The following is a 23,443-nucleotide window of genomic DNA, read 5'->3' as shown; positions in this document are numbered from 1 at the left end:
GGCCGACCCGTCGTCCACGGGTCCACACCCCCCGCGGTTCCGCTCATCGCGTACGGGACGGACGGCGGCAAGGCCGCCTGCCCCGTTGTCGAAGTACCGCTGCGCACACCTCAGCAGCGATCATCCTGGAGGTCGCCCCCGTGCAGACCCAGACCCTCACCCAGACCGACGCAAGCACGCACCGCGGCAAGAACGGCAGCGCGAACGGCCGTGAGAAGGCCCGCGAGAGCGGCGCCGCGAACAGCGGCAGGAACGTCGACGCAAGTGCCGCGGACGCCGCCGAGCCGGACGACCGGGCCGACGTACTGGTCGCCGTGCCCCCGCAGGACCGCGTCGCCCGCCACCCCGAGACGGACGCCGAGGCGGACGCCGGGGCGGACCCCGACGATCCGCCCGAGGCGGCGGAACCCTCCGCCGAGGAGGTCGCCCGGGACGAGGCCCCCGAGCCCGTCGAGGCGCCGCCCGCCCGCACCGAGAGCGGCAGCCCGTCCTCGGACCTGTTCCGCCAGTACCTGCGCGAGATCGGCCGCATCCCGCTGCTCACCGCGGCCGAGGAGGTCGAGCTCGCCCGCCGGGTCGAGGCCGGGCTGTTCGCCGAGGAGCGGCTGCTCAACACCCCCGACCTGGACAGCCAGTTGGCCCTGGACCTGGACCGTCTGGTGGTCCTCGGCCGGATGGCCAAGCGCCGTCTCATCGAGGCCAACCTGCGGCTCGTCGTCTCCGTCGCCAAACGGTACGTCGGCCGCGGCCTGACCATGCTCGACCTGGTCCAGGAAGGAAACCTGGGACTGATCAGGGCGGTGGAGAAGTTCGACTACGCCCGCGGCTACAAGTTCTCCACCTACGCCACCTGGTGGATCCGCCAGGCCATGTCCCGCGCCCTCGCCGACCAGGCCCGCACCATCCGCGTGCCGGTCCACGTCGTGGAACTGATCAACCGGGTCGTGCGCGTCCAGCGCCGCATGCTCCAGGAACGCGGCTACGAACCCACCCCGGAAGAGGTCGCCGGCCAGCTCGACCTGGCGCCCGAGCGGGTCAGCGAGGTGCTGCGCCTGGCCCAGGAACCGGTCTCGCTGCACGCGCCCGTCGGCGAGGAGGACGATGTCGCCCTCGGCGATCTCATCGAGGACGGCGACGCCGCCTCACCGGTGGAGTCGGCGGCGTTCCTGCTGCTCAGGCAGCACCTGGAGGCGGTCCTGTCGACCCTCGGCGAACGCGAGCGCAAGGTCGTCCAGCTGCGCTACGGACTGGCCGACGGCCGCCCGCGCACCCTGGAGGAGATCGGCCGCATCTTCGGGGTGACCCGCGAACGCATCCGCCAGATCGAGTCCAAGACCCTGAACAAACTGCGCGACCACACCTTCGCCGACCAGCTCAGGGGCTACCTGGACTGAGGAGGGCCGCTCACCTCGTACGAGTGCGAGCGGCCCCCGGGCTGCCGGCGGGTCGGCCGTCAGTCGACCTCGGCCACGGCCTGCGCGAACTGCGCCTGGTACAGGCGCGCGTAGGCCCCGCCCGCCGCGAGCAGTTCGGCGTGCGCGCCCTGCTCGACGATCGAGCCGTCCTCCATCACCAGGATCGTGTCGGCGTCCCGGATCGTCGACAGCCGGTGCGCGATCACGAACGACGTACGCCCGTGCGCGAGCTTCGCCATCGCCTTCTGGATCAGCACCTCCGTGCGGGTGTCGACGGAGCTCGTCGCCTCGTCCAGCACCAGGATCACCGGGTCGGACAGGAACGCCCGCGCGATGGTGATGAGCTGCTTCTCACCGGCGCTGACGCCGGTGCCCTCGTCGTCGATGACGGTGTCGTAGCCGTCGGGCAGCGTGCGCACGAACCGGTCGGCGTGCGCGGCGCGCGCCGCCTCCTCGATCTCCCCGCGGGTGACCTCCCGCGAGGCGCCGTACGCGATGTTCTCGGCGATCGTGCCGCCGAACAGCCAGGTGTCCTGGAGCACCATGCCGATCCCGGCGCGCAGTTCGTCCCGGGACATCCGCGCGATGTCGACGCCGTCGAGGGTGATCCGTCCGCTGGTGACGTCGTAGAACCGCATCAGCAGGTTGACCAGCGTGGTCTTGCCCGCGCCGGTCGGGCCCACGATGGCGACCGTGTGCCCGGGCTCCACCTTCAGCGACAGGTCCTCGATGAGCGGCTTGTCGGGGTCGTAGCGGAACGACACGTGCTCCAGCGCGACCCGCCCGCGCAGCTCCTCGGGCTTGGCGCCCGGCACCGGATCTGCCTGCTGCTCCTCGGCGTCGAGGAGTTCGAAGATCCGCTCGGCGGACGCGACACCCGACTGCACCAGGTTCGCCATCGACGCGACCTGCGTCAGCGGCATCGAGAACTGGCGCGAGTACTGGATGAACGCCTGCACGTCACCGATCGACAGCGACCCGGAGGCCACCCGCAGACCGCCGACGACGGCCACCAGCACATAGTTGATGTTCGACACGAACATCATCAGCGGCTGCATGATCCCGCTGTTGAACTGCGCCTTGAAACCGGCCTCGTACAACGCGTCGTTCTGCTCGGCGAACAGCTTCGCCGACTCCTCCTGACGCCCGAACACCTTCACCAGGGTGTGCCCGGTGTACATCTCCTCGATGTGCGCGTTCAGCTTGCCGGTGGTGCGCCACTGCTGCACGAAGTGCGGCTGCGACCGCTTGCCCACCCGGGTGGCCACGACGAACGACAGCGGCACGGTCACCAGCGCGACCAGCGCCAGCAGCCACGACACCCAGAACATCATCACCAGCACACCGATGATCGTCAGCAGCGAGTTGATGAGCTGGCCCATCGACTGCTGGAGCGTCTGCCCGATGTTGTCGATGTCGTTGGTGGCCCGGCTGAGCACCTCGCCGCGCTGCCGCTTGTCGAAGTACGACAGCGGCAGCCGCGACAGCTTCGTCTGTACGTCCTCACGCACCCGGAACATGGTCCGGTTGACCGCCCGGTTCACCAGCCGCGTCGCGAACGCCATCAGCAGGCCCGCGAAGAGGAAGGTGCCGAGCGCGAGCAGCAGCACCTGGCCGACCGCGTCGAAGTCGATGCCCTGGCCGGGGGTGAAGTCCGTGCCGCGCAGCATGTCGGCGACGGCGCCGTTGCCCCGCGCCCGCATGGAGTCGAGGACCTGCTCCTTGGTGGCCCCGGCCGGCATCTGCCGGCCGATGATCCCCGCGAAGACCAGGTCGGTGGCCCGGCCGAGGATCTTCGGCCCGACCACGCTGAGGCCCACGCTCACCACCACGCACGTCAGCAGCGCGTAGATGGTGAGCCGTTCGGGCTTGAACTGCGCGACGAGCCGACGGCCCGACACCTTGAAGTCCAGCGAGCGGTTCTCCGGACCGCCCCCGGCCATCATCCGCCCCATGGGCCCGGCCATCAGGCAGCCTCCGCTTCCGTCAGCTGGGAGAGCACGATCTCCCGGTAGGTCTCGTTGTCCGCCATCAGCTCGTGATGGCGGCCGGATCCCACGACCCGGCCCTCGTCGAGCACGACGATCCGGTCGGCGTCGCGGATGGTCGACACCCGCTGGGCGACGATCACGACGGTCGCCTCGGAGGTCTCGGCGGCCAGCGCCGCGCGCAGGGCCGCGTCGGTGGCGTAGTCGAGGGCCGAGAAGGAGTCGTCGAACAGGTAGATCTCCGGGCGCTGCACCAGCGTGCGCGCGATGGCGAGCCGCTGGCGCTGACCGCCCGACACATTCGTGCCGCCCTGGGAGATCGGCGAGTCCAGGCCGTTCTCCAGCCGCTCGACGAACTCCTTGGCCTGCGCCACCTCCAGCGCGTGCCACAGCTCCTCGTCCGTGGCGTCCGGATTGCCGTAGCGCAGATTGGTCGCCACCGTGCCCGCGAACAGGTACGGCTTCTGCGGGACCAGCCCGACCGTGCGCGCCAGCAGCTGCGGGTCGAGGTCGCGGACCTCGGTCCCGTCGACGAGCACCTCGCCGTCGGTGACGTCGAACAGCCTGGGCACCAGGCCCAGCAGGGTCGACTTGCCGCTGCCGGTCGAGCCGATCACGGCCGTCGTCTCACCGGGGCGGGCCACCAGGTCGATGGCCTTCAGCACGGGCTCCTCGGCACCCGGGTAGCGGAAGCCCGCCCCGCGGATCTCCAGGTGGCCGTGCCGGCTCAGCTCACGCACCGGCGCGAGGGGCGGCACCACGCTGGAGGAGGTGTCCAGGACCTCCTGGATCCGTTCGGCGCACACCTCCGCGCGCGGCACCATCATGAACATGAAGGTCGCCATCATCACGGACATGACGATCTGCATCAGATAGGAGAGGAACGCGGTCAGGTCACCGATCTGCATGCCGCCGCTGTCGATGCGGTGCGCCCCGAACCACACCACGGCGATCGACGACACGTTCACCGTCGTCATGACCACCGGGAACATCAGTGCCAGCAGGTTGCCCGTGCCCAGGGACATCTCGGTGAGGTCGGTGTTCGCCTTACGGAAACGCTCCTGCTCGTACTCGTCGCGCACGAACGCGCGGATCACCCGGTTGCCGGTGATCTGCTCGCGCAGCACCCGGTTCACGGTGTCCAGGCGGACCTGCATGGCCCGGAACAGCGGGCGCAGCCGGCGCACGATCAGCGTCACGCAGATGCCCAGCGTCGGTACGACCGCGACCAGCACCGCGGACAGCGGCACGTCCAGACCCAGGGCCAGGACGATGCCGCCCACACACATGATCGGCGCCGACACCATCAGGGTGAACGTCATCAGGGCCAGCATCTGGACCTGCTGCACGTCGTTGGTCGTCCGGGTGATCAGCGAAGGCGCCCCGAAGCGGCCCACCTCACGCGCGGAGAACGACTGCACCCGGTCGAAGACGGCACCGCGCACGTCCCGGCCGAGCGCGGAGGCCGTGCGCGCGCCGTAGTACACGGCGCCGATGTTGCAGACGACCTGGGCCAGCGAGATGCCGACCATCAGACCGCCGCGGCTGAGGATGTAGCCCGTGTCACCGGCGACGACACCTTGATCGATGATGTCCGCGTTGAGCGTGGGCAGGTAGAGGGTGGCGCAGGTCTGCATCAGTTGCAGCAGCACCAGCACGATGATGGGTTTCCTGTAGGGCCTGAGGTAGGTCCGCAGAAGTCGTATGAGCACGCTACGTCTCTCGGAGTCGGCGACAGGGGCGAAACGGTTGCCCCTGGCCCCTATCGTCGGACACTCCACCGGTGTTACCTCAACCCATTTAGCGCCCGGCTCGGCGCTCCGGTGTGCTCATCCGCGGAACGCCGTCGGATGGGTCTGCTCGCGCACCGACACGTACTGCTGGCGCACCGCCTGTCCCACCGCCAGCTGGTCGCCGGGCTCCAGGACCTGTGCGGCCGCGCCCTGCCAGGCGGGCGGGGTGCGCGGGTCGAGGGTGCCCTGGGAGGCGCCGAGCGCCCAGGCGGCCTGCCGGGCGGCCCCGATCGCCGCGTAGTCGGCGGGCTGCGGCACCACGACCTGCGCGCCGAACAGCGCGGGCGCCGCCGCCTGCACGGCCGGCAGCTCCGCGGCCGCCCCCAGCAGGAACACCCGCCGCACCTCCGCACCCCGGCCGCGCAGCACGTCCAGCGCGTCGGCGAGCCCGCACAGCATCCCCTCGAACGAGGCCCGGGCCAGGTGCTCGGGCCGCATCGACTCACGTCGCAGGCCGGCCAGGGTCCCGGCGGTGTGCGGCAGGTTCGGCGTCCGCTCGCCCTCCAGGTAGGGCAGGAACACCAGGCCGTGCGACCCCGGGGTCGACTTCATCGCCAGCTCCGACAGGGCCTCCAGGTCGGCCAGGCCCAGCAGCTCGGCGGTGCCGCGCAGGGTGCGTACGGCGTTCAGCGTGGTGACGACCGGCAGGTGCATGCCGGTGGCGTCGGCCAGGGAGGTGATCATCCCGCTCTGGTCGACCAGCGCCTCGGGATGGACGGCCATCACGGAACCCGACGCGCCCAGCGACACGACCGCGTCGCCGAAGCCGAGGCCGAGCCCGAAGGCGGCGGCCATGGTCTCGCCGGTGCCGGCGGAGATCAGCAGCCCTTCCGGGGTCGTACCGGCCGCCTCGGACGGGCCGATCACGTCCGGCAGCATCACCTGGTGGCCGAGCGCCAGTTCGACGAGATCGGGCCGGTAGGCGCCGGTGGCGGCCGACCAGTACCCGGTGCCCGAGGCGCCGCCCCGGTCGGTCGTACGGCGGGCCGGGCGCCCCAGCAGCTGCCACACCAGCCAGTCGTGGGCCTGGAGCAGGACGGCGGTGCGCCGGGCGTTGTCGGGTTCGTTACGGGCCAGCCAGCGCAGCTTGGTCACCGGCTGCGCGGCCTGCGGGACACAGCCCACCGCCTGCGCCCACGCCTCGCGCCCGCCGAGCGCGTCCACCAGGTCGGCCGCGGAGACCTGCGTGCGCTTGTCGCCGCCCACCAGCGCGGGCCGCACGGTGTTGCCCTGCGCGTCCAGCGGCACGATCGCGTTCTGCTGCGCGGACACGCCGATCGCCTGCACGCCCTCCAGGAGTCCGCCGCCCGCGGCCTCGCCCAGGGACAGCAGCCAGGCCTGTGGATCGACGTCGGCCGGGCGCCCGTTCTCGCCGCCCTCCAGCGGATGCGGCGCGTAGCCCTGCCTGAGCACGGCGCCCGTGTCCGAGTCGCAGACGACGATACGAGTGAAATCGGGCGCACTGTCCAACCCGGCGACTATCCCCATGACCAAAATTCTGCCGCACCGGGAGAGGTATCCGTGCCGGGTGAGGCATCGGGGAGGTTGCAGCTTGGCACGCTCCACGGCAGCCGCCCTGTGACGTGTGTCACGTGTTGCTGGTGCCCCAGTCGTCGTCGAGCGCACCGTCGGCGTTGCGGGTCCGCAGCGAGCGCACCCGGTCCGAGACCGAGTCGGGCATCCGCTCGCCCACCTTCACGCTCACCGCGTGGTACGCCTTGCCCGCGAACTGGCGGCCCTGCTGGGCCGCCGTCTCCGCGGTGTTGCGCACGGCGGGGTTGTGGGCGACCTGGAGCGCGGACTTCTTCAGCTGTTCGTAACGTCCGCGCCCGGCCCGTGAGCCCAGCACGTAACCCACGACGACTCCGGCGACGAACGTGAGCCGGTAGCGCATGGCGACCGCCCTTCCCTTGCGTAGGTCTCTGGCGCGGCAACGGGGCCGAGCAGTACCGATTGGCGGAGCACCCCCCTGCTTGCGCTAATGTATGTGTCGCAGCGAGCAACCGCCCCCTGGCGAATACCCAGGGAGGTAAGTTCGATGCAACGAGGCATTCCTCCGTAGCTCAATTGGCAGAGCAGCCGGCTGTTAACCGGCAGGTTACTGGTTCGAGTCCAGTCGGGGGAGCTCGGTCCTCCGTAGCTCAATTGGCAGAGCAGCCGGCTGTTAACCGGCAGGTTACTGGTTCGAGTCCAGTCGGGGGAGCATGGTGAACGAGGACCCCTCCGGGGTCCTTTTTCATGTCCGGGGGAGCCGCGCAGGCGGCAGCACGGTCCCCCTGGTCGCGCGAAGTCGACCATACGAGGCAGGAGATCGTATGAGCGGCTATGCTGCGGCAGACGGCGCGCACACGTGTACGCGACACGCCGTATGGGGCGGTAGCTCAGCCGGTTAGAGCAGCGGACTCATAATCCGTCGGCCGTGGGTTCGAGTCCCACCCGCCCCACCATGCAGGCTTCTGGCCTGCGGGAACGCCTCATTGACAGCGCGGATTCAGGACTTTGGCCCAAGGGGCTGAATCCGCTGCTCGTGAGTTCTGCGACGTTTCTGTGGCCGGTAGTTGGCGTTTCGTCGGCCTGTGAGGATGCGCCGGTCCATCGGCGCGAGCTCCGGCAGGGGCCTGTGCGAGGGGCTGGACGGCGAAGTCGGGACGCCGGTGGGACGCCCACCAGGCCAAGGAGCTGCAGAAGGTCCATCAGTCCGACACTGTCCAGGCCGCGGCGGGCGTGGTCGACGGGGTGCGGGGGCGGATGCCTGGAGCGTCGAGGGAGGCCTGGACGGGGGGTGCCGCCGGTACCGGCGAGGGCTGTTCATGGCCGCGCAATTCTGTGACGCCTGGGGCACCCGTTGCGCGTCCCAGGCAGGACCATCTGGGCCGAGCAGAGCCTCACCCCGCCTGCCACCGGCGCCTGAGGGCCTCCGGGCGCAGGGGACCCCGTACCTGCAGGGCTCTCATGCGCCCGGTGCGTGCAGCCCGGCCAGTACAAGGTCCACAGCTCGCTCGGCCCACTCGGGGCGGCCGCCGCGTCCCGCCATGTAGTCGGCGTAGAAGGGGCCGAGGAGCGCGGAGACGGCGGCCTCCAGATCCGAGTCCTGCCGGATCTCTCCCTGGTGCCGGGCCCGCTCGAGCACGTGGCGCAGCAGGGCCCTGCGGGGCAGTACGGTGCGTTCGCGCAGCAGGGCGAGCAGGTCGGGGGTGTGGGACTCCTCGGCCAGGCAGGTGCCGATGAGGGCCATCCCGCGCACCTGCTCCACGGTGGCGGCGAAGTCCTCGAGGATCGCCACGAGGTCGGCTCGGGTGTCGCCGGTGGCGGGTGGGGCGTCGGCCATGCGCATGGCCTCCAGGGCCGCGGTGAGCAGGTCCGCCTTGGTCTTCCACCGCAGGTGGATGGTGGACTTGCTGACCTCGGCGGACGCGGCGACCTGGCTCAGGCTCATACGGGTGTAGCCGTGGGATGCCAGTAGTTCCAGGGCGGCGCGGAGAATCGCATTCTCCTTCTCCGTGGAGCGGGGCCGTCCCGCGCCCTTCATCGGGTTTGTTCCATGCATTGTTGCAGAATAGGGGTTTTCATACCGAACGGTTCGGGCGCCGTACGGCACCGGCGGCTCGGCCGTGGGCCTGCCGGTGAGGTGGGCGGGGGCGTCGATCGGGGTGAGCGGTTCCTCGATCGTGAAGCGGTTGCAGCCGTCCGCGGCGTGCGAGGTCGCGGCGTCAGGCACCGGTGCGGGCACCCTGGATGTGGAAGTTGAAGTCGGCGTGGCCCAGCGCGCCCCACAGACGCAACCAGATCGGCAGCAGCATCTCGGTGCCGCGTGCGGTGGTGATGTCGCCGAGGTCGATCACGCTCTCCCGAGACCAGCCGAACTCCGCGAGGAACTCGGTGGTCAGCTTCTTTGCACCGGCGTCGTCGCCGCAGACGAAGACGTTGTGCTCTCCGGCGACCCGGGACGGCTCCACCATGACCGCGGCGTTCATGGTGTTGAGCGCCTTGACGACCTTCGTCCCGGGGAAGGCGCGCTGGATCTGCTCGCCGAGGCTGTCGGTGTCGACCGGGTTCAGCGAGGGCGGCGTGCCCTGGGAGAAGTCCAGCGGGTTGGCGATGTCGATGAGGAGCTTGCCCGCCAGGTTGTCGGCGCCCGCGGCCTCGAGGGCCTGGAGCGAGACGGCTCCGGCGGTGGTGTTCACCAGCGCCTCGCCGAAGGCCGCGGCATCCGCGAAGGACAGCAGTCGCACCTGCGTGTGCCGGGCCAGCCACTGGGCGATCGGCGGGTTGCCGTAGGCGTCGGGTCCGGTGCGGGCGAGGGTGGCCTGCGGGTCTCGCGTGCCGATGACGACCTCGTGGCCGAGGAAGGCGAGCTTGCCGGCGATCGTCTGGCCGACGACGCCGGTGCCGAGGACTGCGTAGCGCATGAGGGCAGGGGTCCTTTCCGGGAGTGTGTGCCGACACCTGTCGGTCCGTCCGGCACCCCTAAAAACTAAACCGAGTGGTTCGGTATTGCAAGTGCTCGCCGGTCTGACCGGACATGCGACCGCCCCCGGCGAGGCGCGGCGATCATGGATGCCGTGCTCGGGCCGAGGGCGGGGTCTGACCGGTGACGGGCTCCTTTCACGCGTCACGCGCCGGCCGCGTCCTTCACGCGCCGCATGGTGGAGGGCCTCCTTGTGCGGGGCCGCGCCGGGGCGCGGCCGTGCGGGTGGTTCTGTCCGGTCCGGTGGTCACTTGGCGATCAGGACCAGGACGGCGCGGCCGTGCAGCCGGTACACGGTGCCGGTGCCGCCGACCGCGGCCTCGCTGCCGGGGCGGGCGACCTGATCGGCGCCCTCGGCCCAGGTGGAGGTGTCGGTGACGCGGTACCAGGACTTGCCGCTTCCGGGGGACGGGAGCGTGAAGTCGACGTCGCCCGACCAGCCGTTGTAGGCGACGTAGATCGCGCTGTTCGGGTCGCCGAGTTCGGTGCCGTCGTAGCGCCGGGCGAGGGCGTGGTTGTCGGGGTTGCTCCAGTAGGCGCTGTCGGGTGTGCTGCCCGCGGGGGTGAACCAGTCCAGTGCCCCCATCCCGTTGCCGTTGCCGTCGGTGGAGTTGTAGAAGTTCGCCGGGTGCAGGGCCGGGTGGGCCTTGCGGAAGGCGATCAGGCGCTCGGCGTAGGTGCGGAAGGTGCTCTGGTCGCCGGTGAGGGACGTGGTGAGCCAGTTGGCCGAGGAGTCCAGGTTGTAGGGGTTGTTGTTGCAGTTGACCGAGCGCAGGTATTCGTCGCCGCCGGTCATCATCGGCGTACCGGCCGACAGCATCAGGAACGCGAGGCCGTTGCGGGCGGCCTTGCGCTGATCGGCCGCGTTCCCTCCCTGGTCCCAGGACAGGTTGTAGTCCGAGCCGCCGTCGGACGGGCCGTAGGGCCAGGCCTGGGTGTTGTTCTTGGTGTTGCAGCGGTAGAGGTCGGCGAGGGTGAAACCGTCGTGCGCGACCATGAAGTTGACGGAGTTGAAGGGTGCGCGGCCGTTCGGCTGGTAGAGGTCGGAGGAGCCGGCGAATCGGGTGGCCAGGTCGCTCGGGGTGACGTTCTCCGCGCCCATGGCGTTCTGGTCGCGGCGCATGGTGTCACGGAACTTGTCGTTCCATTCGGACCATCCGGTGGGGAAGTTGCCGACCTGGTAGGTCCCGCTGCCCAGGGCCCACGGCTCGGCTATCCAGTCCGTGCCGGAGCCGCCTGCGGCCGGCCGGGCGGGCATCAGGGCGGTGATCCGGTTCAGCGCGGTGTTCGGGTCGGTCCGGCTGTACTGGAAGCAGCCGTGCTGACAGGTGTTGCCGAGGACCGGCGCGAGGTCGAAGCGGAAACCGTCGACGCCGAGGTCGTCCTTCCAGTACGCCAGCGAATCGGTGATCAGGTTGCGGGTGACGGGGTTGTAGGTGTTGACGTTGCCGCCGACACCGGTGTTGTCCCACGGACTCTGCATGTCACTGCTGAGCGAGTAGTAGGTGGGGTTGTCCAGGCCGCGCAGGGAGAACAGGTTGTAGGTGTTCTTGTCGCTCGCGTTCCAGGGGCCGCCCTCGCCGGTGTGGTTGTAGACCACGTCCGTGAAGACCTTGATCCCGGCGTCGTGGAAGGCTTTCACCATCGCCTTGAACTCACGGGTGGGGCCTCCGGAGCTCCGGTCGGCGGCGTAGCGGCGGTCGGGCGCGAAGTAGTCGAGCGTCGAGTAGCCCCAGTAGTTGTCCCCGGCCGTCCCGGTCGGGTCCACGTCGTTGGCGTCGTTCTGCGTCTCCTGCACGGGCAGGAACTCCACCGCGGTGACACCGAGGGCGGCGAGGCCGGCGGCCTTGAGGGCGGCGCCCTTGTAGGTGCCGCGGTAGGCGGCGGGCACGGAGGGGTCGTTCTCGGTGAGCCCGCGCACGTGCACCTCGTAGACGACGTCGTCCTTCAGGGCCCGGGTCGGCTTGGTGCCGGTGCTCGTGGAGTCGTCGGGGAGAACGATGCCCTTGGGGGCCTGCGGGGCGCTGTCGACGGCGCGGCGCTGGGGGCCGGTGCCGTAGACCGAGGCGTCGGTGGCGGTGGGGGTCACCGGGTCGTGGCTCAGTTCACGTGCGTACGGATCGGTCAGGAGCTTGTTGGGGTTGAAGCGGTTGCCGGCCGCGTCGACGTCCGCCACGAACCCCGCGGTGGAACCCTTCGTCCACGTCGAGGTGTAGGGCCAGTTGGGGCCCCAGGCCCGGTACCCGTAATAGAGGGGGCCGGTGATGCCGTACTGCTGCTGGACCGTGGTCACGGGGACGGTCACGGACCACACGTTGGTCGCTGCATCCTTGGTGAGCGGCAGTACGGCGGCCTCCTGGCTGCCGGTCGCCGTCCCGTAGAGGTACAGGTCGATGCGGGTGGCGCGGGAGGAGTAGATCCGGAACTCCACGTTCGTACCGGAGTAACGGGCGCCCAGCGGAACGCCGGTCGCAGCCGCGGCCGGGGTGACGAGGCCGCCGGAGGGAAGTGGTGCGGCGAGAGCGGCGGTGACGGCGAGGGCCGCTGTCGCGGTCCGCAGGGCGATGCGGCGTCGTCTCCGCATGCGGGCAGGGGGAAGCGCAGACACGGCGGCTCCTGAAGGCAGGCAGGTACAGCCCCGGCGCCGGTCCCGAGGCGTCGACGGCTTGAAATGAGTTGCTGAATCTTGCCGCAAAGTAGTGCAACATTTGAGTACCGTAAAGACTTCGCGCACGATCCGGAGCGCCGGAATCGCGGGACGGACTACCTGGCTCACGCCCCTTGCGCGCCGGGCTCGACCGGGTCCAAGATCCGTCGGGTCGTTCCCGTACAACGCCCGCAGGGCATCGGGGGATTGCCATGCTCAGAACGCGTTCCATGACGTCGCTGGCGATGTCCGCGTTGTGCGTACTGCCGCTCGCTGCCGGATGTGCCGGTGACGGGGACGACGAGAACGGCGGTGCCAGGCCGTCGGCGTCGGAGACCCGGGACGACTTCGGCTGCCTGAGCGGCGATCAGCTCGACGGCTCGATCGAGTTCGAGGTGGGGGGCTTCCCGGTCGGTGGCTATCTGACGGGCAAGGGCGCCACCGGCGTTGTGCTCTCCCACATGGCGAACACCGACGTGTGCTCATGGGTGCCGCAGGCCGACCAACTCGCCCGCGAGGGCTACCGGGTGCTGGCCGTGCAGAGTATCGGCGACGGGGTGGCGGAGATCACCGCGGCGGCAGAACTGCTGGCCGGCAAGGGTGCCGCCAAGGTCATCCTCATGGGCGCCTCCAAGGGTGGCACGGCCTCGGTCGCCGCGGCTCCGGAAATCACCGAACCCCCGGTCGCCGCGGTGATCAACCTCTCCGGGCCCAGCGTCTACCAGGGCATGGACGCAGGGACGGCCGCCGCGCGCCTGACCGTCCCCGTGCTGTACGTGGCCGCGAAGCAGGACTCCGGCTTCGCGGAGGACGTGACGGCCCAGTACAGGAAGTCCAGCAAGTCACCGGACGCGGAGCTGGACCTCGTTGACGGCAACGCCCACGGCACCGACATGTTCGGCGCCGACCTCCAGGTGTGGAAGGACGTCAAGGCGTTCATGTCCGAGTACAAGTGACGTCGCGCGGACAGTCGTCGGCTCAGTGAGCCGACAGTACGCCGTGCATTCAGAGCCATCCTGTCTGCCGCCCTGCCGGCCACAGCGGCGACGACGCCCGGGGCCGTGGCCCGTGCCGCCGCCCACCCTGCACGGCACCGGGACACGCTGCTGTCCATCGGCGTCCCGTCGGACGTGTACGTGCGGATGGTCGCAGACCGGGGCAGGGCGGGACTGCACCGCCACCACCCGATCGAGGGCGGCACCCACGTCGACAGCCTCTACGACGCCTTCCCCGACAAGCTGCGGCCGATCCTGCCCTGCTGCCGCGCCGCCTTCACCGCCACGACGGTCCGGGTGGAGCGCCGCAAGGAGCCACCGGCCGGCCGGACCGTTCCCCGACCCGCCTCCGGCGACCTCGTCAACACCTGCTCCCTGGACCGATCCGGCACCGGGCCCGGGCCCGCGCCACAACGGTGCGGGCCCACAGCCCGTCGCGCCGTGAGGTGGAGTGCATCTCCATTACGGCTCCGAAGGCCCCGGACGTAATGTCTCCGTAACTCCGAAGCCTCACAACGGCGTTCGAAGCAGGGCGCGGCGGCCGTCCCCCTCCCCACCCCTCGCTATCACCCAGGTGGCACGATGAACCCCACGTCACGCTCATCCGTACCACGCCACGCCTCCGCAGTGGTGCTGGTCATGTCCCTGATCTCCGCGGTCCTGGGACTCTCCCAGGCCCCGGCGCATGCGGCGAGCCTGCAGCAGGTCACGGGCTTCGGCACCAACCCCGGCAACCTGCAGATGTTCGAGTACGCTCCCGACAACCTGCCCTCCGGCGCGCCGCTGGTCATCGCCCTGCACGGCTGTACGCAGAGCGCGAGCGACTACTACAGCCATTCCGGCTGGCCCAAGTACGCGGACATGTACGGCTTCACGCTGGTCCTCCCGCAGACCACCAGCTCCAACAACGCCAACTCCTGCTTCAACTGGTACCAGCCCTCCGACTACACCCGTGACCTTGGCGAGGCGCTGTCGATCAAGCAGATGGTGGACTATGCCAAGTCCCACCACAGCAGCGACCCCAGCCGCGTCTACGTCACCGGGCTGTCGGCCGGCGGCGCGATGACCTCGGTCATGCTCGGCGACTACCCCGACGTGTTCGCGGGCGGCGCGATCGACTCCGGCATCCCGGCGGGCTGCGCGACCGACCTCTCCAGCGGCCTGACCTGCGAGTACAACGCGGTGAACAGGACCCCGCAGCAGTGGGGCGACGCGGTCCGCAGCGCCTCCGGCAACTGGGGCGGACCCTGGCCGCGCGTCGCGATCTGGCAGGGCACCGGCGACACCACCGTCAACCCGGCCAACGCCACCGAAGAACGGGACCAGTGGACCGACGTCTGGGGCATCGGCCGGACCCCGTCCTCGACCACCACCCTGACCGGCGGTACCACGCAGGCCGTGTACAACGACTCGAGCGGCAGACCCGCAGTGGAGACCTTCTCCGTGTCCGGCATGGCACACGGCCTCGCGGTCAACCCCGGCTCCGGCACCGACCAGTGCGGCAGCACGGGCACGTACTACCTCAACTACATCTGCTCGTCGTACTGGACCGCGAAGTTCTGGGGTCTGGACGCCTCGGGCGGGGGCGGCACCGGCAGCCTCCCGGCACCCACCGGGCTCACGGTCACCGGCACGGCCGACACCACGGTGTCGCTGTCCTGGTCGGCGGTGAGCGGCGCGGCGTCGTACAACGTGTACCGCGGCGGCAGCAAGGTCGGCTCGACCACCGGCACGTCGTACACGGACACCGGGCTGGGTTCCGGCACGCAGTACACCTACGCCGTCGCCGCCGTGGACTCCGTCGGCGTGGTCGGTGGCCGGTCGTCGGCGGTCTCGGCCACCACCGGGTACCAGCCGCAGTGCTTCACGGACAACAACTACAACCAGGTCGCGGCCGGGCGCGCCCACCAGAGCCTCGGCTACGTCTACGCCAACGGCTCCGACCAGAACATGGGCCTCTACAACCTCTACGTGACACATACCCTCGAAGAGACCTCGTCCGGCCACTACGTGATCGCCGACTCGGGTTGCCCGTCCTGACGGATCAGCCCCCGTTCCCCGGCGAGGGCGCGTGTCGGCCCGCGCGGCAGTCGGACGCCGGGCAACACTGACCGGCCCCCAGGTGCCCCTGGCCTGACGGCTGCTGATCCGGCTCCTACGGTGCGGTACGGGTCCGGCGGGGCATGAGCAGGTACGCCGCCACGGTCAGGGCGAACGGCAGGAGGCTAACGACCAGCATGGTGTGCCGCAGGCCGTTGGTGAAGTCCAGCCCGGGATCCAGCCCGGACTGCCGGAGCAGGCTCGGGTCGTATCCCGCGGTTCCCGGACTGTGCGCCATCGCGCTTCGGGTCGCGTCCACGGCCTGTTCGGCATCGGTCACCGACATACCGCGCGTGTCGGCGTCGTCGAGCCACTGCCGCTGGAAGGAGTCGGGGCGGGGACCGTCGTGATCCGGAGTCCGGTTGCCGAGGCGGGGAAGCGGTGATGTAGTCGAAGAGCAGGCGCGTTTTGGAGCAACCCGGTCCGGTGACCCCACGACGCATCGCGCAGACGCCGCCGCGTGGCGCACCGGGAGAAGCCGCGTCGTCGACGGTCGCCGGTTTTCATGCAGCGTGCTGAGTTCGCGTGGTGTCTGCAGGCTGTGCTGTTCAGCCTCAGGAGAGGAACGCGGTGATGGCATCCTCAGCCGACAGCAACTACTCCAGGCCAGGTCTGCGCCACGATCTCGCCGCGGCGGCAGCCGGCGTCGGCCACGCGGTGGCCTCCACCGGAAAGGCCACTGCGACCGCCGTACGTCACCCGGGGGACACCATCGACCGCGCCAGGAAGGTGGCGCGGGCCCTGCCCGTGGCATGGCGATCGGTGAAGCCGACGCTGACCGGCCGGGTGGACGACTGGCGGCGCGAGTACGCGTACACGCTGGGAGAGCAGGCCTTCGTCTACGGCTTCCCCTACATCTACAACGCCGAACTGCGCCACCGTTGGGTGACCCAGAAGCCCGAGACGGAAACGACGCCCTACGCCGCCGTCAACCACTTCTGGCATGCGACCAGGGTCTGGGACGCCTCGGACCGGGAGGGCGTGTCCCCCAACAACGACACGCTGTACTCCTGGGCGTGGGTGGACCTGCGCGAGGAACCCCTCATTCTCTCGCACCCGGACATGGGCGACCGCTACTTCACCTTCGAGCTGGTCGCCTTCACCTCCGACAACTACGACTACGTGGGCATGCGGGCGACCGGATCGGAGGCCGGTGACTTCGCCCTCGTCGGCCCGGACTGGCGCGGGGACCTCCCGGAGGGCGTGCGCCGCACGGCGACCGCCCCCACCCCGTGGGTCCTGGTGGTCGGGCGGACGCTCGTCGAAGGCGTGGACGACCTCCCCGCCGTCCACGCCTTGCAGCAGCAGTACCGGCTGACGCCGCTGCACCTGTTCGGCGATGAGGGCGCCACGCTCCCGGAAAGCCGCGATGTACCGGTACCGGTCGACCCCGCCGAGGATCCGCTCGGTCCGTGGAAGACACTCAACGCGGTGCTGGCCGAGAATCCGCTCCCGAGGCACCACGATGTCCTGCTCCGGCAGTTCGCGGAGATCGGCATCGGCCCAGGGCTGGATGTCGAGGCACAGCCGGAGCCGGTGAAGGAGGGCCTGATCCGGGCCGCTGCCACCGCCGTGCCCATGCTCGAGCAGCAGATATTCAGCGGCGAGTGGGGTGAGCTGATCAACGGCTGGCGGTACCCTCCCCCGCAGATCGGGCACTTCGGGGACGACTTCCTCAAGCGGGCCGCGGAGCAGTCCCTGGTGGGGATCGCCATCAACGATCCCGAGGAAGCGGTCTATCTGGCGGCCTTCACCGACGGCGCCGGCGAGACGCTCGCCACCGGTCGCTACGAGTTGCACTTCGAGGCGGGGGCGCTGCCTCCGGTCGACGCATTCTGGTCGCTGACCGCCTATGACGAGGACCGGAACCTGATCCCGAATCCGATCGACAGGTACTCCGTCGGAGACCGCACCCGCGGGCTCGTCACGGAGGACGACGGCCGCTTGCGTCTCTACCTGCAGCCGGACTCACCGGGGCCCGAGCGGGAGTCCAACTGGCTGCCCACGCCGCGGCAGGGCATCTGGTTCGTCGCGCTGCGCATGTACCTCCCGCGCCCCGAGATCATCGACGCGCGGTGGCACTGCCCGCCGATCAACCGCGTCGGCTGACGGAAGACAGGCCACATGGCCTGAAGGCCGAAATCCCACTCGGCGCTCAACCAGGTTCCGTCCGGGCCGAGACCCGCCGGCATGTGGATGGCGGCGGGTCTCGGGTCGGCCATGTCGTGCGGGCGGTCGACCGAGGTGACGGGGTAGGCAGAGTCGGCTGCGGCAGGGGGACGGTCTCGCGTCTGCTCCTGGGAGAGAGGCGGCCGACGGTGCAGCTCCTGGACAAGCTTTCCGCCGCGTTGGAGCGCCGGACGGGTGTGCTTCTCACGCGACGGAGCGTTGCTCCGTACCGCCGGAACAGACGGAACCGGCCTTCCGGTGGGATGTCGCCCCCTTACACGCGCCGACAGCGGGACGAAAGAGCGCGTGGCTAATTTCGTTCTTGTCAGCCGCGGCCGAGTCGGTCCGCGGTGCACGACTACGAGATTCCGGGAGCGCCGGTGCGTCTGCCGCCGCGTTCCCGGCAAGGGGGGTCAGTCACCGATGACGGTGTCCACAGCCACGTTCGCGTCCGGTGTCCGGGCGCTGGAGTTCGTCCGGTCGGTCGACCGGCGCCTGCTCCACCGCCGGGCCCTGTCGGAGGTGTTCCTCACCGACACCGTCGCGGTGGACGGGCAGCGCTTCCTCGCGGGCGCCCAGCTCCCTTCCTCGCACGCCTACTTCACCGACCACGTGGGCCACACGGTCGTCGACCCGGTCCTGCTGCTCGAATGCGCCCGGCAGGCCGAGACCTACGGTGCGCACACCCACCTCGGCGTCGACGGCGACACGAAGTTCGTCCTGCAGTCGTGGTCCATGTGGCTGCCCGGCCTGTTCGCCGCGCACTCGGGCGACCCGGCGGAGCTGACCGTCGAGGTCACCACCGACCGGCCGGCCGACGCGACCACCCCCGCCCGGTCCGTCACGTACGGGATGCGCTTCCTGCTCTCGGGCGAGGAGGCCGGCGAGGCCCGCATGACGGTCGGCTACCTGTCGTCGGCGACGTACTCCTTCGTCCGCTCGAAGCGGCGCGGCAGCCCGCCCGTCTCGTCCGACGACGTCACGGCCCTCCCCGCGACGGTGGCCCCGGCGGACCTCGGGCGCGCGAACCCGGTCAACGCCCTGCTCGTCGACCCCGTACGGGACGGCGACGGGCTCTCGGCCGGGGTACGGGTCCCCAACGACAACCCGAGCATGTTCGACCACGCCCAGGACCACCTGCCGGGCATGGTGCTCACGGAGGCCGCACGCCAGGCCGCCCTGCTCGCCGGCGTCCGGCTCCTGGACCGGCCGGCGCGGGAGACCACGCTCGTCGGGTTCGACCTCGGCTTCGCCAAGTTCGCCGAACTCGACGCGCCGACCACGGTCGTCGTGGTCCCCGAGGGTGAGAACGACGGGATCCGGACCTTCCGGATCACCTTCCGGCAGCACGGCGACGAGGTCGCGTCCGGCACCGTGGAGACCACGGCCGTCCCCGCCTCGCACCGGAGCGCACGGTGAGCGGACGCGCGGCGGTGCTGACGGGGCTCGGCGGCTGGCTGCCGCCGGACCGCGTCACCAACGACGACCTCGCCCGGCAACTCGACACCACCGACGAGTGGGTGACCACCCGCACCGGGATCCGGCAGCGGTTCGTCGTCCCGCCGGGACTGTCCACCTCGGACCTCGCGGTCCGGGCCGGGGCGCGGGCACTCGCCTCCGCCGGCGCGGACACGGTGGACCTCCTCGTCCTCGCGACGAGCACCCCGGACCATCCGTGCCCGGCCACGGCGCCCGAGGTCGCCGGCCGGCTCGGGCTGGGGGAGATCCCCGCGTTCGACGTGGCCGCCGTGTGCACCGGGTTCGTGTACGCGCTGGCGACCGCCTCGAGCATGATCCGCGCCGGGATCGCCGGCAGCGCCCTGGTGATCGGCGCCGACACCTTCTCCACCATCCTCGACCCCGAGGACCGCACGACCAGGGCGATCTTCGGGGACGGCGCGGGGGCGGTGGTGCTGCGCGCCGGAGACCTCGGGGAACGTGGCGCGCTGCTCGGGTTCGACCTGGCCAGCGACGGCACCCAGGCCGACCTGATCACCGTGCCGGGCGGCGGGTCCGAGTACCGCTCCAAGGGGCTCGCCGCACCGGGCGACGAGTTCTTCACGATGCAGGGGCGCTCGGTGTTCCGCAACGCGGTGACCCGTATGAGCGAGTCGTCGCGGCGGCTGGCGAAACAGCTCGACTGGCCCCTCGAATCGATCGACCGGCTCGTCGCCCATCAGGCGAACATCCGCATCCTGGCCGCCGTGGGCAGTGAACTCGGGCTTTCCGACGAGAAGTTGGTGGTCAACATCGACCGGGTCGGCAACACCGTCGCCGCCTCCGTCCCGCTGGCGCTGGTCGACGCCGTGCACGCGGGCTCGATCACGCCGGGGCAGCGGACGCTGCTGTGCGGCTTCGGCGGCGGCCTCACCTGGGGAGCCGCGGCCCTGGAGTTCCCCGAGCTCTCCGTCGAACCCCTGCCCGGTCTGCCCACGCCCGCCGAATCCGTCCGCACGAGCTGAATCCACCCGTAAGAAGTGAAGGAAGAGAACGCATCATGAGCGCTGTACAGGAAAAGCTGACCGGTCTGCTCGTCTCCGAACTCGGCGTGCCCGCCGCGAAGATCGAGCCCGGGATCAGCTACAAGGACCTCGCCCTCGACTCGCTCGCCCTGATCGAGCTGACCATGATCATAAACCGGGAGCTGGGGGTCGACCTCACGGACGACATCCTCCAGGGCGAGACGACCGTCGCGGACACCGTCGAACTCATCGAGGCCCAGGGCGTGCGCGCGTGACCCTCTCCTCGAAGGGGGCCGTGGCGATCACGGGTGTCGGACTGGTGACCGCCGCCGGTCTCGACGCGCGGACGAGCTGGGAGCGGGTGTGCTCCGGCCGGCCGACCGCCGCTCCCGATCCCGAACTCGCCGGGCTGCCAGTCGACTTCTCCTGCCGGGTGCCCGGCTTCGATGCCGGCGCGCTGCTCGGCCCCGGCAGCGCCTGGCGGCTGGACCGCTTCACCCAGCTCGCGATCGTCGCCGCCCGCCAGGCGGTGGCCGACGCCGGTCTCGACCCGGAGCGCTGGGACGGCACCCGGGTGGGCGTCGTCATCGGCAACTCCCTCGGCGGCACCGCCACCTGGGAGCAGCAGCACCGCAGGTTCCTGGAGGAGGCGCCGAAGAGCGTCTCCCCGCTGATGATCCCCATGGGGATGTCGAACATGGTCGCGGGCCACACGGCCATCGACGTCAAGGCGTCCGGGCCGAGCATGGTCACGGCCACCGCCTGCGCCTCCGGCTCCAACGCCATCGGTGTCGCCCGTGACCTGCTCCGGTCCGGCGCCTGCGACGTGGTGCTCGCCGGCGGGGCCGAGTCCGCCCTGACGCCCGGGACCATCACCGGTCTGACCCGGATGGGCGGGCTCTCGGGCCGGCGTGAGGACCCGGGCGCCGCGTCCCGGCCGTTCGACGCCGCGCGCGACGGCTTCGTCGCGGCGGAGGGCGCGGGGATCCTCGTACTGGAGCGGCCCGAGGACGCGCGGGCGCGCGGTGTCCCGGTCTACGCCGACGTCATCGGCTTCGGCTCGTCGACGGACGCGTACCACGCCACCGCGCCCGACCCGAGCGGGGCCGGGATGGAGCGGGCGCTGCGCGCCGCCCTCGCCGACGCGGGCGTGGGCACGGACGAGGTGGACCACGTGAACGCGCACGGCACCTCCACCCCGCTCAACGACGTCACCGAGGGCCGGGTACTGCGCCGGGTCCTGGGCGAGCGCCCGATGGTCACCTCGACCAAGGGGGTGACCGGGCACGCGCTCGCCGCCGCGGGCGCCATCGAGGCCGCCTTCACCGCACTGGCGCTGCGCCACGGCGTGGTGCCCCCGACGGCCAACCTCACCGAGCTCGACCCCGAGATCGACCTCGACGTCACGACGGGCAGGGCGGCCGAGGCGGCCCTTGAGGTCGCGGTCAGCACCTCACTCGGTTTCGGCGGCCACAACGCCGCCCTCGTATTCGCGGCCGCCTGACGGCGGAAGGAGAGCAAGAAGTGCGCCTGAGAAGTCTGGGCAACACGGGAATCAAGATCGGCAGCGTCGGTCTCGGGTGTATGGGGATGAGCTGGCTCTACCAGGAGTCCGCCCGGGACGACGAACGCTCCGTGCGGGTCATCAACGAGGCGCTGGACCTCGGCGGCAATCTGCTGGACACCGCCGATCTCTACGGGGCCGGGCACAACGAGACGCTGCTGGGCAAGGCCGTCGCGGGCCGCCGCGACGAGGTCGTCATCGCGACGAAGTTCGGCATCGTCCTGGACGATCTCGAGCAGCGGACGGCCCACCGCGACAACTCGCCGGCCTATGTGCGCAAGGCCGTCGAGGCCAGCCTGCGCCGGCTGGGCGTCGACGTCATCGACCTCTACTACGTCCACCGCATCGACCCCGAGGTCCCGCTGGCGGAGACCTGGGGAGTGATGGCCGAACTGGTCGCGGAGGGCAAGGTGCGCTGGCTCGGCCTGTCCGAGGCCACCGTCGCGCAGGCCAGTGCCGCGCACGAGATCCACCCGGTGACCGCCGTCCAGTCCGAACTGTCGCTGTGGACGCGCGACGCGCTGGACGGAGGGGCGGGCGGGATCGTCGGCTGGTGCGAGAGCGTGGGGGCGAGCTTCATCCCGTTCGCGCCGCTGGGCCGCGGCTTCCTCACCGGCACCCTGCACGCAGGCCAGTTCGAGGACAGCGACTTCCGCACCGCCAACCCGCGTTTCCACCGCGCCGCGATGGAGGCGAACCAGCGCATCGTCGACGGGATCAGGGAGGTCGCCGACCGTCGTTCGGCCACGCCCGCCCAGATCGCGATCGCCTGGACGCTGGCGCAGGGCGAGCGGGTGGTGCCGATCCCCGGCACCAAGAACCCGCGCTATCTGCGGGAGAACCTGGCCGCGGCGGAGGTCCACCTCGCCGCGGAGGACCTGGCCGCGCTGGCCGCCCTGCCCACCGCCGTCGGAAGCAGGTACTGAGCCCATGGGCGACGAACCGCGCCCCGCCGGCGCCGCACCCGGCGGCACCGGCCATCCGGGCGGCCGGGGCGGCGAGCACGGCAGTGGGCCCGCACGGCCGGTCCGGATCGCGTTCTTCGACGTCGACGAGACGCTCATCGACATCAAGAGCATGTTCTCCTTCCTGGAGTTCCACCTCGCCGACCCGGACCGGTACCGCGCCGCCGAGAACGAGCTGACGAGCGCGGCACGGGCCGGCGTGCCCCGCGAGGAGACCAACCGCACCTACTACCGCAACTACACGGGGATGGAAGAGGCCGCGGTCGCCGAGAGCGGGCGCCGCTGGTTCGCCCGGGAACGGCGGCGCGAGGACTTCCTCCACCGCGAGGCCGCAGACGAGCTGCGGCGGCTGCGGGCCGAGGGGTACCGGGTCGCGCTCGTCTCGGGGTCGTTCCGGGCCTGCCTCGACCCGATCGCGGAGCAGCTCGGCGCGGAGCACGTGCTGTGCAGCGACCCCGAGGTGGTCGCGGGCCGGTACACGGGCGAGGTGCGCGCCGCGATGATCGGCGAGGCCAAGGCCACCGCCGCCCGTGCCCTGATGGCCCGGTCGGGCGCCCGTCCCGAGGACTGCGTCGCGTACGGCGACCACGCCTCGGACCTGCCGCTGCTGACCTGCGTGGGCCGTGCGGGGATCGTCGGGGACGACCCGGTGCTCGCCGCCCACGCCGACCGGCTCGGCTGGACCCGGCTGCCACGGACCGCTGCGCCGACGGCGACGACGGCGGCGGCACCGGAGACCGCCGGTCCGGCGGCGGCACCGGCATCGGAGACCGCCGGGCCGACGACGGCAGCACCGGCATGGGAGACCGCCGGGCCGACGGCCGCGAAGGCCGCGACGGCGGCGGTACCGGAGACTCCCGTGGGGGTGATGTCCGCC

At 70.9% G+C, this 23,443-nt stretch carries 19 protein-coding genes and 3 tRNA genes; 14 read left to right on the top strand and 8 right to left on the bottom strand.

Translation table 11 applies throughout. From position 1 onward, the window contains the following. Nucleotides 1–140: 140 nt before the first annotated feature. Nucleotides 141–1,394 carry an RNA polymerase sigma factor gene (locus ABT085_RS17160; protein ID WP_351607741.1) on the top strand — a complete coding sequence of 418 codons (1,254 nt, stop codon included), beginning with the start codon at nt 141–143 and terminating at the stop codon, nt 1,392–1,394. A gap of 59 nt (nt 1,395–1,453) precedes the next feature. Here ABT085_RS17160 and ABT085_RS17155 read toward each other — a convergent pair whose 3' ends face one another. The 4 genes from ABT085_RS17155 to ABT085_RS17140 all read right to left on the bottom strand — a co-directional run bounded on the left by ABT085_RS17155 (nt 1,454) and on the right by ABT085_RS17140 (nt 7,090). Then, nucleotides 1,454–3,382 (bottom strand): ABC transporter ATP-binding protein, encoded by a 1,929-nt coding sequence (locus ABT085_RS17155; protein WP_351607738.1) that lies wholly within the window; start codon nt 3,380–3,382, stop codon nt 1,454–1,456. After that, nucleotides 3,382–5,115, bottom strand: coding sequence for an ABC transporter ATP-binding protein (locus tag ABT085_RS17150; RefSeq protein WP_351607736.1), 1,734 nt, complete (start codon nt 5,113–5,115; stop codon nt 3,382–3,384). Before ABT085_RS17150 ends, ABT085_RS17155 begins: the two co-directional genes overlap by 1 nt. 117 nt (nt 5,116–5,232) lie before the next feature. Further along, nucleotides 5,233–6,684 (bottom strand): FGGY family carbohydrate kinase, encoded by a 1,452-nt coding sequence (locus ABT085_RS17145; RefSeq protein ID WP_351607734.1) that lies wholly within the window; start codon nt 6,682–6,684, stop codon nt 5,233–5,235. 100 nt (nt 6,685–6,784) lie between these two features. Further along, on the bottom strand, nt 6,785–7,090 hold the full coding sequence (locus ABT085_RS17140) for a YtxH domain-containing protein (protein ID WP_351607727.1): 306 nt from the start codon (nt 7,088–7,090) through the stop codon (nt 6,785–6,787). A gap of 158 nt (nt 7,091–7,248) precedes the next feature. On the opposite strand from ABT085_RS17140, the gene ABT085_RS17135 reads away from it, so the two are divergent. From ABT085_RS17135 to ABT085_RS17125, 3 genes are all read left to right on the top strand, one after another. Then, nucleotides 7,249–7,321: transfer RNA gene (locus ABT085_RS17135), tRNA-Asn, on the top strand. 5 nt (nt 7,322–7,326) lie between these two features. Continuing rightward, a tRNA-Asn gene (locus ABT085_RS17130) sits at nt 7,327–7,399 on the top strand. A gap of 167 nt (nt 7,400–7,566) precedes the next feature. Continuing rightward, nucleotides 7,567–7,643, top strand: a tRNA-Ile gene (locus tag ABT085_RS17125). 503 nt (nt 7,644–8,146) lie between these two features. Here the strand turns inward: ABT085_RS17125 and ABT085_RS17120 are convergent. The 3 genes from ABT085_RS17120 to ABT085_RS17110 all read right to left on the bottom strand — a co-directional run bounded on the left by ABT085_RS17120 (nt 8,147) and on the right by ABT085_RS17110 (nt 12,248). Then, a complete protein-coding gene (locus ABT085_RS17120) occupies nt 8,147–8,914 on the bottom strand; it encodes a TetR/AcrR family transcriptional regulator (RefSeq protein ID WP_351607724.1) in 768 nt (255 codons plus the stop codon). Then, complete coding sequence (locus ABT085_RS17115) at nt 8,907–9,605, bottom strand: NADPH-dependent F420 reductase (protein WP_351607722.1); 699 nt, start codon at nt 9,603–9,605, stop codon at nt 8,907–8,909. Before ABT085_RS17115 ends, ABT085_RS17120 begins: the two co-directional genes overlap by 8 nt. 306 nt (nt 9,606–9,911) lie before the next feature. After that, nucleotides 9,912–12,248: an alpha-amylase family glycosyl hydrolase gene (locus tag ABT085_RS17110; RefSeq protein WP_351607719.1), complete on the bottom strand. Its 2,337-nt coding sequence runs from the start codon at nt 12,246–12,248 to the stop codon at nt 9,912–9,914. Between the two features lie 293 nt (nt 12,249–12,541). On the opposite strand from ABT085_RS17110, the gene ABT085_RS17105 reads away from it, so the two are divergent. From ABT085_RS17105 to ABT085_RS17095, 3 genes are all read left to right on the top strand, one after another. After that, nucleotides 12,542–13,267, top strand: coding sequence for an alpha/beta hydrolase (locus ABT085_RS17105; protein ID WP_351607716.1), 726 nt, complete (start codon nt 12,542–12,544; stop codon nt 13,265–13,267). A gap of 105 nt (nt 13,268–13,372) precedes the next feature. Beyond that, the gene (locus ABT085_RS17100) at nt 13,373–13,795 is read left to right on the top strand and encodes a hypothetical protein (RefSeq protein ID WP_351607713.1); all 423 of its coding nucleotides are present in this window, start codon (nt 13,373–13,375) and stop codon (nt 13,793–13,795) included. 150 nt (nt 13,796–13,945) lie between these two features. Next, nucleotides 13,946–15,346, top strand: a complete 1,401-nt coding sequence (locus ABT085_RS17095; protein WP_351607710.1) for an extracellular catalytic domain type 1 short-chain-length polyhydroxyalkanoate depolymerase — start codon at nt 13,946–13,948, stop codon at nt 15,344–15,346. A gap of 115 nt (nt 15,347–15,461) precedes the next feature. Here the strand turns inward: ABT085_RS17095 and ABT085_RS17090 are convergent, their stop codons facing one another. Further along, entirely contained in the window at nt 15,462–15,692 is a 231-nt protein-coding gene (locus tag ABT085_RS17090; RefSeq protein ID WP_351607708.1) for a hypothetical protein, read from the bottom strand. 287 nt (nt 15,693–15,979) lie between these two features. Here ABT085_RS17090 and ABT085_RS17085 point away from each other — a divergent pair, with 287 nt between their 5' ends. From ABT085_RS17085 to ABT085_RS17055, 7 genes are all read left to right on the top strand, one after another. Further along, on the top strand, nt 15,980–17,515 hold the full coding sequence (locus ABT085_RS17085) for a DUF1254 domain-containing protein (RefSeq protein ID WP_351607706.1): 1,536 nt from the start codon (nt 15,980–15,982) through the stop codon (nt 17,513–17,515). Nucleotides 17,516–17,998: 483 nt separating this feature from the next. Then, nucleotides 17,999–18,994: an AfsA-related hotdog domain-containing protein gene (locus ABT085_RS17080; RefSeq protein ID WP_351607703.1), complete on the top strand. Its 996-nt coding sequence runs from the start codon at nt 17,999–18,001 to the stop codon at nt 18,992–18,994. After that, entirely contained in the window at nt 18,991–20,037 is a 1,047-nt protein-coding gene (locus tag ABT085_RS17075; RefSeq protein WP_351607700.1) for a beta-ketoacyl-ACP synthase III, read from the top strand. The genes ABT085_RS17080 and ABT085_RS17075 overlap by 4 nt, the downstream gene beginning before the upstream one ends. 35 nt (nt 20,038–20,072) lie before the next feature. Then, nucleotides 20,073–20,312, top strand: coding sequence for an acyl carrier protein (locus ABT085_RS17070; protein WP_152884004.1), 240 nt, complete (start codon nt 20,073–20,075; stop codon nt 20,310–20,312). Further along, nucleotides 20,309–21,541, top strand: a complete 1,233-nt coding sequence (locus ABT085_RS17065) for a beta-ketoacyl-[acyl-carrier-protein] synthase family protein (RefSeq protein WP_351607697.1) — start codon at nt 20,309–20,311, stop codon at nt 21,539–21,541. Before ABT085_RS17070 ends, ABT085_RS17065 begins: the two co-directional genes overlap by 4 nt. A 20-nt stretch (nt 21,542–21,561) precedes the next feature. Beyond that, a complete protein-coding gene (locus tag ABT085_RS17060; protein WP_351607694.1) occupies nt 21,562–22,527 on the top strand; it encodes an aldo/keto reductase in 966 nt (321 codons plus the stop codon). A gap of 4 nt (nt 22,528–22,531) precedes the next feature. After that, a partial coding sequence (locus ABT085_RS17055) for an HAD family hydrolase (RefSeq protein ID WP_351607691.1) occupies nt 22,532–23,443 on the top strand: 912 nt, incomplete at its 3' end.

Origin of the sequence: Streptomyces sp. NPDC002265, assembly GCF_040296125.1 — a bacterium.
Classification (GTDB): Bacteria; Actinomycetota; Actinomycetes; order Streptomycetales; family Streptomycetaceae; genus Streptomyces.
Note: the sequence above shows the minus strand (reverse complement) of the source record. Positions and strands in the feature narration are given on the sequence as shown.